The sequence below is a fragment of the Methylobacterium terricola genome (genome assembly GCF_006151805.1).
GTDB lineage: Bacteria > Pseudomonadota > Alphaproteobacteria > Rhizobiales > Beijerinckiaceae > Methylobacterium > Methylobacterium terricola.
The window spans coordinates 1-7,597 of the sequence record NZ_VDDA01000056.1 but is presented as its reverse complement, the minus strand read 5'-3'; the positions used below and the strand labels follow the sequence as shown (position 1 = coordinate 7,597).

Annotated in this window: 6 protein-coding genes; 2 read left to right on the top strand and 4 right to left on the bottom strand. The window is 70.9% G+C overall.

The window, feature by feature from the left end:
* The 4 genes from FF100_RS37460 to FF100_RS38465 form a co-directional block, all read right to left on the bottom strand.
* Window positions 1-1,805: HAMP domain-containing methyl-accepting chemotaxis protein (locus FF100_RS37460; protein WP_171070469.1), on the bottom strand; the 1,805-nt coding region annotated here is incomplete at its 3' end.
* A 19-nt stretch (window positions 1,806-1,824) separates the two neighbouring features.
* Window positions 1,825-2,286, bottom strand: coding sequence for a chemotaxis protein CheW (locus FF100_RS35275; RefSeq protein ID WP_139040667.1), 462 nt, complete (start codon window positions 2,284-2,286; stop codon window positions 1,825-1,827).
* The gene (locus FF100_RS35270; protein WP_139040666.1) at window positions 2,286-4,358 is read right to left on the bottom strand and encodes a chemotaxis protein CheA; all 2,073 of its coding nucleotides are present in this window, start codon (window positions 4,356-4,358) and stop codon (window positions 2,286-2,288) included. Before FF100_RS35270 ends, FF100_RS35275 begins: the two co-directional genes overlap by 1 nt.
* 471 nt (window positions 4,359-4,829) lie before the next feature.
* Window positions 4,830-5,927 (bottom strand): methyl-accepting chemotaxis protein, encoded by a 1,098-nt coding sequence (locus FF100_RS38465; RefSeq protein ID WP_281287363.1) that lies wholly within the window; start codon window positions 5,925-5,927, stop codon window positions 4,830-4,832.
* Window positions 5,928-6,253: 326 nt separating this feature from the next.
* On the opposite strand from FF100_RS38465, the gene FF100_RS35260 reads away from it, so the two are divergent.
* Window positions 6,254-6,541 (top strand): STAS domain-containing protein, encoded by a 288-nt coding sequence (locus FF100_RS35260; protein WP_139040664.1) that lies wholly within the window; start codon window positions 6,254-6,256, stop codon window positions 6,539-6,541.
* Window positions 6,542-6,590: 49 nt separating this feature from the next.
* On the top strand, window positions 6,591-6,956 hold the full coding sequence (locus FF100_RS35255; protein WP_139040663.1) for a response regulator: 366 nt from the start codon (window positions 6,591-6,593) through the stop codon (window positions 6,954-6,956).
* The last annotated feature ends 641 nt before the right edge of the window (window positions 6,957-7,597 follow it).

Below are 7,597 nucleotides of genomic sequence, written 5' to 3'. Positions count from 1 at the left end.
TCCTGCTCCCGGCACGCCGCCGAGATCTCCTCGACCAAGGCCGCCGTCTTCTTGATGTCGGGAACCAGACGGCCCAGCATGTCGCCCGCCGCCTGCGCCGCCTTCACCGTGTCGATCGACAGCGTACCGATCTCGGCCGCCGCCGCCTGGCTGCGCTCGGCAAGCTTCCGCACCTCGCTCGCCACCACGGCAAAGCCGCGGCCGTGCTCGCCGGCCCGCGCCGCCTCGACGGCGGCGTTCAGCGCCAGAAGATCGGTCTGGCGGGCGATCTCCTGCACGATGGTGATCTTCTGGGCGATGGTCTGCATTGCCTCGACGGCGCGACCCACCGCGGCACCACTGGCCTCGGCATCCCTGGCAGACTGGCGGGCGATGGCCTCGGTCTGGCCGGCATTCTCGGCGTTCTGCTTCACGTTGGCGGCCATCTCCTCCATCGAGGCGGAGGCCTCCTCGGTGGAGGCGGCCTGCTCGGTCGAGCCCTGCGACAGCTGCTCGGCCGAGGCCGACAGCTCCTGAGAACCCGCCGAGACGTTGGCCGCGGCGGCGGAGGCGTCCGCCACCACGGAGCGGAGCCGGTCCAGCATCGTCCGGAGGGCGAGGCCCATCCGGTCCCTGTCGGAGAGGGGCTTGGCCTCGACCGTGAGGTCGCCGCTGGCGATCGCGTCGGCGAGGCCCGCGGTCGCGTTCAGGTTGGCCGTCATGCGGTTCATCGCGGTGACGAGGTCGCCGATCTCGTCGCGGCTTGTGACCGTCACGGTCCTGGACAGGTCGCCCTCCGCGACCGCATTGGCGAGGCCGACCGCGCGCGACAGGCCGCGCGAGATCGTCAGGCCGAGCCAGAGCGCGACCCCGAGGCCGGCGAGCAGGGAGCTGCCGGCGGCCACGATCAGGATCGTGCGCCCTTCGGCCGCGCTGACCGTCGCCGAGGTCACCACCTTGTCCATCATGCCGGCCTGGAAGGCGCTCATCGCGTCGAACAGCTCGAGGACGCGCCGCGTCGCCGTCAGGTACTCGCCGTTGACGAGTTCGCTGGCCTTGAGGTTGCCTCCGACCGCCGCGAGGCCGAGCGCCTTGTCCCAGCTGGCGAGCCAGGCGGTCATCGCCGCGCGCAGGTTCTCGCTCGGGGGGGCGCCGGCCTGCTGGACGGCGTCGAGCCGGCGCAGCACGGCCTCGCGCGTCACCTTGGCGGCGACGAGGCGCGTCTCCAGCTCCTCCATGTTCCCGGCGGCGACCACGCCCTGCAGCTGGCCATAAGCCGCCTCGACCGCCGCCGTCAGCTGGATCGCCGCCGCGGCGAGATCCGCCGACCCGCTCGACGAGAGGCGCTGGACGCTTGCCCGCAGGGTGGCGAGAGCCGGAGCGCCGACCCGGCCGATCTCCTGCGATGCGGCATAGTTCGAGTTGAGCCGGGTCAGATCCTGCACCCGGACGCCGAGACTCTTCTGCTTGTCGTACTCGGCCACGATCTGGGCATGGAGCCGCTTGCCCTCCTCGGTGGTGAGCAGGGACCTGGCCTTGTCGAGCGCGCCGGTCACGTCCGCCCGGTTCTGGGCGGCCCGCTTGCCGAACTCGTCCATCTCCGCCTCGTTGGCCGCGATGACCATGGCCCGCACGTTCGCCGAGCCGCGCAGGTTGTTGGCCTTGGCATCCAGCAGGAGCGCCTGCACGGAGGCCCGGCGTGAGAGCGCTGCGAGCGAGTCGTCGGCGGAGGCCAGCCGCTGGTAGCCGACGAGGTCGGCCGCACAGGCGAGCATGAGGGCCGTGCCGAAGCCCGCCGCGAGTTTGGTCTTGATGGTGAAGCGCACGGGGTTGCTCCGAAAACAATCAATTCAGGATGCGTTCGATCTCGGGGAGGATGACGAACTCGTCCCCGAGCTTGACGATTGACTTGATGTATTCGGGCTTCCACGAGGTCCCGACTTTCGGGACTTGCTGCGCGGTGCTGGTCTCGACCTCCGTCACCTCGAACACCTTGTCGGCGACGAGGGCCACGATGACGGGATCGCCGGCGATCCCGATCTCGATCACCACGAAGCGGGTGTCCGGCGTCGCCGCCTCCGGCTTCATGCCGAAGCGCTCGCGGATGTCGGCGAGCGGCACGACGTTGCCGCGCACGTTGACGATCCGGTCGAGATGCGAGCGGGCTCCCGCCACGCGCGTCGTCGGGATCGGGTCGATGATCTCCCGCACCATGCCGGCATCGAGGGCGAAGGTCTCCGACCCGATCCGCACCTTCACCACCTGCAGGGTGGCGCTCTGCGCCTGGGGGTCCGCTGCGCCGGTCATCATGCCACCTCCTGGTATTCGCGCGGCATCTCCGCCTGCCCGCCCGACACGAGCCGTCCGACGTCGATGATGAGGGCGGCAGTGCCGTCGCCGAGGATCGTCGCCCCCGAGAAGGTCGCGACATCCGCGTGCAGCTTCGACAGCGACTTGATCACCGTCTGGTGGTTGCCGATGATCTGGTCGACCAGGAGCCCGACCCGGGTCTCGCCGACCGAGACGATGATGACCTTCTGGTACGGGTCGGGCTCGCCGCCGGCCTCGAACAGGGCGCGCAGCCGCAGGAACGGCACCAGCGCGCCGCGGATGTTCAGGAAGTCCCGGCCGCGGCCCGCCCGGTCGCCCTCCGGCAGCTCGACGCATTCCTCGACCGCCGAGAGCGGCACGACGTAGCGCCCCTCGCCGACCCGGATCAGCAGGCCTTCGATGATGGCGAGCGTCAGCGGCAGCCGTAAGGTCACCGTGGTGCCCGCTCCCGGCGCGGTCGTGATGTCGATCGTGCCGCGCAACCCCTCGATGGTCTTCTTCACGACGTCCATGCCGACGCCGCGGCCCGACAGTGCCGAGATCGTCGCGGCGGTGGAGAAGCCGGGGGCGAACAGGAACTGGTAGATCTGCTGGTCGCTCAAAGCGGCGCCGGGGGTGACGAGCCCCTTCTCCTCGGCCTTGGCGCGGATGCGGGCCGCGTCGAGCCCGGCGCCGTCGTCGCGCACGCTGACCCGCACCTGGGCGCCGGCATGCTCGGCCGAGAGGGTGATGCGGCCGGTGGCGCCCTTGCCGCTGCCGGCCCGCCGGGCCGGGTCCTCGATGCCGTGGTCGATGGCATTGCGGATCAGGTGGACCAGCGGGTCGGCCAGGCGCTCGATCACGGTCTTGTCGAGCTCGGTGTCCTCGCCCTCGGTGACGAACTCGACCGGCTTGCCGAGATCGCGCGACAGGTCGTGGACGAGGCGCCGGAAGCGGCCGAACAGCGCCCCGATCGGCACCATGCGGATGCTCATCGTGGTGTCGCGCAGGCGCGCCGACAGGCGCTCGATCTCCTCGGCGACCGACTTGATGCCGGCATCGGCGTGCAGGCCGGCGAGCTGGCTCAGGCGCGCCTGGGCGATGACGAGCTCGCCGACCCGGTCCATCAGCTCGTCGAGGCGCTCCGCCTCGACCCGGACCGTGCTGGCGCTGCGCTCCTCGCTGCGCCGGGCGCCCGCGCGCGCGCCGGGCGGGGCAGGGGGGGCGGAAGCGGCCTGAGGCGCAAGCGGAACCACGACCGGCGCCGCCGCGGCCACGGGCTCCTGCGCGGGGGCCGGCTCGGCCGGTGCCGGTGCCGGTGCGTCGGCTTCCCCGCCGAGCTGCGCCAGGCTGAGGGTCATCTCGTCCTGGACGAACAGGAACACGTCCTCGATCGCCTCCCGGGCGACGGCCGCCCGCAGGGTGACGTCCCAGCCGATCGCCAGGGCGCCGGGATCGAGCGCCGCGAGGTCGGGCACCGCGTCGAGGCGCGCCACCACCTCGCAGGGGCCGAGATCCCGCAGGTCGTCGAGGAGGGCGAGCGGGTTGGTGCCGTTTCGCAGCACCTCCGGCGCGAAGGCGAGGCCGATCCGCCAGCCGGTCTCCCGGCCCGCGGCCTCCCGCGGGGCGGGCTCCGCGGCGCGCTCCGGGACCGGCCCTTCCGCGGATTCCGGCGCGGCCTCGGCCCGGCCCGTCGCCCGTCCGACCAGGGTGCCGAGTTCGTCGAGGATCGCCTGGCCGAAGATCGGCTCGGCTCCGTCAGGATCGTCGATCAACTGGCGGATGTAGTCCTTGGCCGACAGGGCGACGTTGACGAGATCGACGCTCGCCGCCACGCGGCCCTGGCGCACGAGGTCGAAGGCGGTCTCGAAATCGTGGGTGAACGCCGCCACGCGCTCGAAGCCGAACATCGCCCCCGAGCCCTTGATGGTGTGGAGCGCGCGGAAGGCCGTGTCGATCAGGGCCCGGTCCTGCGGCTTCTCGCCGAGGTCGAGCAGCGTGGTCTCAAGACAGGCGAGAAGCTCGTCGGCCTCCATGCGGAACACGTCGACCGGGTTGAGGGTAGTCATGTCTGCATCGACTCTTGGATCGCGCGAGAATCACGAAGACGAATGCGCCAAGCCGCCCCGGCCCGGCCCCGACGACCGTCCGTCCGACTGCTCCTCGCGGGCGGTGGCGTCCGGGACATCGAGGATGGAGGCTGAGAAATTCGGAATTTCGCAGTCACTATTCATCGCCCGAGGAGCACTAATTTTCAGTTAGCGCGATAGTATTCGCGTGCGCTGACGCTGTAGGAATTTGTTCTTCCCGCAGAGGAAGAAGACCGTCCGGTCCGGCTCGACGGCGTTCGCCAGGGCGCGCGTCAGCCCGGCGGGGAGGCGCCGGGTCCTGACGACGGACGATCTTCAGGACAAGTGCTGGTCAGGACCTGCTCCGGCGATCGTCTCGCGATCGCCTCGTCTTTCCGCGGATTCGACATGATCCCGCACCCTGGCGGGACCATGGATCGGACGCGTCGTTCGCTCGCGCGCCGTCGCCGTTCAGAACAGGTCGATGCCGTCGAACTCGTCCACCCCATCGGCGCCGGCGGAAGCGGGCGCGGCCTCGCCGTCCGGCGCCTGAACCGCCGGCGGCTCCTGCCCCAGGATCTGGCGCCGCAGACGGTCCCGGACCTTGCCGAGGGTGCAGGAGGCGATCATCGCCTCGGCCCAGGCCAGGTCGGGCACGAGGTCGGACGCGTCGACGCCGCGCGTCGCCGTCGTCTCGGCCATGTGCCCGAGTTCGGCCGAGAGCGCCCGCAGCACCGTCTCGCTGTTCTGGAGGCGCTGCTTCGTCAGGTCCTGGAACTGCAGCGCGACGATGGCGCCCGACACGTCGGCGGTGATCGACTGCGTCGTCTCGGCGGTCTGCTGCAGTACGCCGGCGAAGCGCGAGTTCTGGGCGACGAGGGTCTGCATCACGGTCTGGACCCGTGCCTCGGCGCTGCGGCTCTCGTCGGAGACATCGACGGTGGCGATGTCCTGCAACAGGCTGTGGCTGTGGCGCAGGCCCATGGTGATGGCGTCGATCTGGTCCTTGATGGTGCCCGAGAGCGTGTTGATCGATTGCGCCAGCAAGCGGACCTCGTCGGCGACCACCGCGAAGGCCTGGCCGGCCTCGCCCGCCCGCGCCGCCTCGATCTTGGCGTTGAGGGCAAGCAGGTTGGTCTGGCGGTTGATCGTCTTGATCCGCGCGACGCTCCCCTCGACCGCTCCGATCTCGGCCAGCACCGCGTCGAGGGAGCGGGCCGTGGCCCCGCCCTGGCGGGAGAGCCGGCCGACCTTGTCCATCAGCGCCGCCAGGGTCTCCCCGAGCCCGGAGGCCGCGTCGGCGAGGAGGACCGGGCGCCCGTCGATCTCGACCGACTGGATCGAGGTCACGAGGCCCTGCACGATCTCGGCCTGCTCGCGGGTCGTCGCCGCGATGTTCTCGAAGCGGTGGGTCAGGCCCTGGACGCTGTCCTCCACATGCGCCGAGGTGCGGCTGAGTTCGTGGACCAGGGCCTCCAGCGACCGACGCTGCAGGGCGGACAGGCCGAGCCAGGATTGCAGCAGGTCGACGAACGCCGCGGCCTCCGTGCCGGGCGGCGCGTCGGACACGGACGGCGCGGGGCTCGCGGCGTCGGGAGCCGGGGCGGGGGACGGGGCTTCCCTGCGGGGCCGCAGCCACCGGGCACGGGAGCGCTCCAGCGTGACTTGTGCGACCTCGGACATCATTGTTCTGGCCTCCGGCGGACCGTTCGTAGCGTCCGCGCACGCTTGACGTGGAGCCTCGCGCCGTCGCGACGCTAAGGGGTCCATGCTTGCCGAAACGTTAGCGCTGTGACGTCGAAGGCGCTGAAAGATTCAAGGAAGTTTTACGCGATGCCCGCTTAGTCTTGCGGTGGGGCGCGGTTCGGTCGCCTCGCCAGGACGTCGGCACCGTCATGTCAGAACCCTTCACCGTCACCCTGCGGGGCGATTGCACCGTGCGGACGATCGGCACCCTGCACGGCGAGGTCGCCGCCGCCCTCGCCTCGACCACGGATCTCGCGCTCGATTGCGCGGCGGTCGAGCGCGCCGACATCGCCTTCGTGCAACTGGTCGTCGCGGCCGCCGGCACGGCGGAGCGGCAGGCGCGGCGCCTCACCCTCGTCGACGCCCCCGAGGTCGTGCGCAGCGCCTTCGCCCGGGCCGGCCTATCCGCGCAGGCCCCGTTCCGGCACGCCGCCTGAGCGCGACACACGCCCCTTCCGCACCCCTTTTTCCGGAGATCCCACCCCCATGGCTACCGTTCTCGCCGTCGACGACTCCATGAGCATCCGGCAGATGATCAAAGTGGTTCTCGGGCCGGCCGGCCACACCATCATCGAGGCCGAGGACGGCGCCGACGGCCTCGCCAAGGCCAAGTCGGGCGCGCCCCACCTCGTCATCACCGATCTCAACATGCCGGTGATGAACGGCCTCGAGATGATCAAGACCCTGCGGACGATGCCGGCCCTGACCGGCGTGCCGATCCTGTTCCTGAGCACGGAATCCGACGAGGGCATCAAGCAGCAGGCCAAGGCGGCCGGCGCGACGGGCTGGATCACCAAGCCGTTCAAGCCCGAGCAGCTGCTCGCCGTCGTCTCCAAGCTGACCCGCGCCTGAGCCCTTGGGGGCATGGTGCTCCGAGCCGGTTCGGCCCGATCGGAGGACGTGAATCCCGCCCTCCTCGTTCCGGGGCCGCGACGCGGAGCCCGGACCCGGACGGGCCGGGCTCATCGCCGTGAAATTCCCTCGAACAGGCGCTCGGACCTCCCGTCCCCGCGCGGCGAGACCCGGGCGGCGGGACCCGTTCCAAAGTGGCTCGTGCTGATCGGCAGGACGATATCCCGCCTCGTCCCGCCCTTTGCCGCCGGATATGCCGGAGCCGGGCCAGACGCCGCCGGTGGCACCCGGCTCGATGGGGTGAACCATGGCGGAGGCCTGTCATGACCAATCATGAGGGCTGATCTTACATGCGATGATCGGGAGCAGCCTGCGAAAGGGCGGGCCGGGGCCGGATTTCATGCCCCACGATCCTGCCCCCGCCGCGGGTGATCCTGTCGGGATCTTTCCCGCCGTCCTGGAGCCCGTTCCCGCGGCCCCGGGACGGCGGGGCGGGTTGCATCGAACCCGCCCGGGGATCAGCCGTAGATCGGGAAGCGGTCGGTGAGCGCGACGACCTCGCGCTTCGTCTGCTCCTCGAGGCCCGCATCGCCCCCCTCGCCGGCCCGGTGCAGCCCGTCCAGAACCTGCACGATCAGCTC